General features: G+C 71.7%; 2 protein-coding genes and 1 pseudogene. 1 reads left to right on the top strand and 2 read right to left on the bottom strand.

What is annotated here, in order from left to right; all coding sequences use genetic code 11:
- Nucleotides 1-323 (bottom strand): annotated as a pseudogene (locus tag DI269_RS13345) (hypothetical protein); the annotation flags it as partial.
- Nucleotides 320-1,576 carry a type VII secretion protein EccE gene (eccE, locus tag DI269_RS13340; RefSeq protein ID WP_157974963.1) on the bottom strand — a complete coding sequence of 419 codons (1,257 nt, stop codon included), beginning with the start codon at nt 1,574-1,576 and terminating at the stop codon, nt 320-322. The pseudogene DI269_RS13345 and the gene eccE, both read right to left, overlap by 4 nt.
- 186 nt (nt 1,577-1,762) lie before the next feature.
- On the opposite strand from eccE, the gene DI269_RS13335 reads away from it, so the two are divergent.
- Nucleotides 1,763-3,082 (top strand): S8 family peptidase, encoded by a 1,320-nt coding sequence (locus DI269_RS13335; protein ID WP_112136637.1) that lies wholly within the window; start codon nt 1,763-1,765, stop codon nt 3,080-3,082.
- Nucleotides 3,083-3,193: the final 111 nt, after the last annotated feature.

Raw genomic sequence — 3,193 nt, 5'->3', positions numbered from 1 at the left:
GGCTGGGGCGGCTGCTGGCCGCCCTGCCGGGCGCCGTAGACCGGGCCCTGCTGGCTCTGCGCGGGCTGCTGCCCCGTCTGGCCGGGCTGGCCGTACACCGGGGCCGGCGGGCGCGCTTGCGGACCCGCGGGAGGCTGAGGCGGAGAGGCGGGGGGCTGCTGGCCGGCGCGGGGCACGTTCAGGGTGCCGCCCTGGTCGTCGTCGACCGGGCGCTGGTCCTCGTCCTCGTCGTCGGAGTGGCGACCGCCGGGGCGGTAGTTCCCGCCCTGGTACCCGCCCCCCTGGTAGGTGCCGCCGCCGTAGACGTTGCCGCGGTCGGTCATCGGGGTCCTCCTCCGGTCGGAGCGGATGCGTAGGCGGCGGGCCCGTGCTCGCCGTCGAGGCGCTGGAGACGGACGCCGAGCTGGTCGGCGACGTTCAGCAGCTGGTTCTGCGCCGACTCCCACGACGCCTGGTCGAGCGCGAGGCGCACGATCGCGTCGACGGCGAGCTGGCGCCCGGTGACGCGGCCGTCGGGGTTGACCTTGCCGTTCGCGCCCGCCGTGACCACCGTCGAGACGGTCACGAAGGCGGCGGGGACGCCCGAGAGGGCGTCGACGGTGCGGTGCAGGGCCACGGCGTCGGTGGGCCACTTGGTGACCCGGTAGGCGACGTGGCGCAGGCCGTCGGCGTACCAGTGGTTCCACTCCTCGGCCGTCCGCTCGCCGGGGACCGGCGCGAACGCGACGCCGAGGGACTGCTGGACCGCTTCGCGGACCCCCTCCGCGTCGAGGATGCGGTTGGGGACGCCGACGTTCCCCAGGAGCTTGCTGACGCGCTGCGCGGTCGAGGCCAGCGCCTTGTAGACGCCGTCGACCTCGCCGCCGCGCTCGGCGGTGGCCTCGCGGGCGTCGCGGGCGCCGAGGCGCACGGCGAGCCAGGCCTTGTGGTGGACGACGGCGGGGTAGTCGCCGAGGAGTTCGCGGTAGGACCGCGAGGAGGGGCTGTTGTCGTAGGCGGCCAGGCCGACCGGGGTGGTGTGGCCGACGAGCTGGACGGCGGAGACGGGGACGGAGGTCTCGTCGAAGAGGCGTTCCAGGCGCTCCAGCGGGACGGCCTTGGTGCCCTCGTCGGTGGAGCCGATCTCGATGACGGTGAACCATCCGCCGTTGTCGTGGCCGATGCCGACGTTCTCGTCGCGGTCCTCGACGCCGGTGATGCCCAGGTCGGGGGCGATGCGGTGGAGGACCTCGGTGAGCTGCTGCGGGTCGAGGGCGCGGATACGCCGGCGCATGCGGGACTTGAGCGGCCAGGTCTGGTACCACCAGTAGTCGCCCTTGCGCCAGAAGACGACGATCAGCACGATGAGCGCGACGCCCCCGCCCGCGGCGAGCGCGATCATCCCGAACGCCAGGCTCGCCAAGGCGATCGTGAGCGCGAGCTCGACCGCGATGAGCTGGGCGACGGTGAGCGGGCCGAGCCGTCCCGAGGAGCGGGTCGTGAACACGACCGACTCGCCGGCGACGGGCCCGCCTTGCTGCTGGGCCTGCACGGACGCGGTGCCGCGCGCTTGCTGCTGCCCCTGAAGCATCGTCATTGGCGACGTCTCCATCATGAAGGTGAGTGGTCGTACCTATCGTAAGCGGACGAGTCCACCTCTTGGTCCCCCGCCCTTGCGGTGTTTCGGCCCGGTATACGGCGGACCGGCCCTTTGGCGCTGCGGCGTTAGACTGAGCGGGTGCGATTCCTCCCGCGTATTCCTCTCTATTCCGCCGCTGTCGCGATGGCGACCGCCGGAACGGTACTGCTCGCGACCACCCCGGCGCAAGCCCAGTTCGCGCTGGAGCATGCACCCGCGGACGAGCAGCTTCCCTGCGAGTCGGTCGCCAGCGACGGTGAAACACTGAACACCCGGCCGTGGGCGAAGAACTTCATCGGCCTCGACGACGCGCAGCAGTACAACCGCGGCACGTTCGAGAAGGGCGAGAAGGCCGGTCAGCCGGTCACGATCGCGGTCATCGACTCGGGCGTGGAGGCGGGGAGGTCGGACGTGTTCGGCGACCGGCTGCTGCCGGGCTACGACTGGTGGGACCCCAGCGGCAACGGCCAGTGCGACTCCTTCTACCACGGCACGGGGGTGGCGGCGATCGCCGCGGGCGGCAACGTCGGCGACGGCGCCTTCATCGGGGTCGCGCCGGAGGCGAACATCCTGCCGATCAGGGTGTTCTCGGGCGCGGCCGACGAGGGCGGCGACGAGCAGAAGAGCCGGATCCTCGCGGGGGCGATCACCGATGCGGTGGCCAACGGCGCCGACGTCATCAACCTGTCGCTCGTGGTGGTGCCGACCGACGAGCTCCAGTCGGCCGTCGAGGCGGCGCTCGATGCGGGCGTGGTGCTGGTGGGGGCCACCGGCAACGAGACCAAGAACATGGACAGCAAGTCGATCGAGTTCGACCAGCAGACGTTCTACCCGGCGAACTATCCGGGCGTCATCGCGGTCGCGGCGCACAACGAGTCCGGGAACTGGTACGCGAGCAGCAACTTCGGGGACAACATCGACCTGCTCGCCCCGGGTCAGAACGTGGTCTTCCCGTTCGCGGGCGGTGACTGGCGGACGGACGAGGGCACGAGCTTCGCGGCCCCGTTCGTGGCGGGTGCGGCGGCGCTGCTGAAGGGCGAGTTCGGGTCGGAGGCGACTCCCGAGTGGATCCAGACCCGGTTGCAGGAGACCGCGATCCACCCGCCGGACGGCTTCAACATCTACCAGGGCTACGGGGTGCTGAACGTGGCCGAGGCGCTGACGGCACCGTTCGACGAGGCCGAGGTGACCTCCACCGCGGTGGAGGCGGCGCCGACCGATGACGCCACGTCCGGTCCGGCGCTGACGGAGGAGAACCGGGAAGAGATCGGCGCACTGGACGTCGACTACGACCCGCTGGGGCTGGAGAAGACCATTGCCTGGGCGAGCGTGGGCGGTTCGATCGTCCTGGTCGCGCTGGTGCTGGTGCTCCGCACGATCATCCCGAAGGGCCGCCGGCGGCGCTGGCGGGCCGGGACGCGGGAGCAGGAGCGGTCGCCGGTGAAGGCGGACAGCAGTGCTTAGCGCGCAGCGCATGTGAGAAGACGTGGAGAGCGGGGTGCGGGCCGATGGGCCCGCACCCCGCTCTTCGTTCATCCGTTCTTCCGCGAGGTTTCACCTCGGGGAACGGCGAAG

It is taken from the genome of Glycomyces dulcitolivorans, from assembly GCF_003265355.1.
GTDB lineage: Bacteria > Actinomycetota > Actinomycetes > Mycobacteriales > Micromonosporaceae > Glycomyces > Glycomyces dulcitolivorans.
Note: the sequence above shows the minus strand (reverse complement) of the source record. Positions and strands in the feature narration are given on the sequence as shown.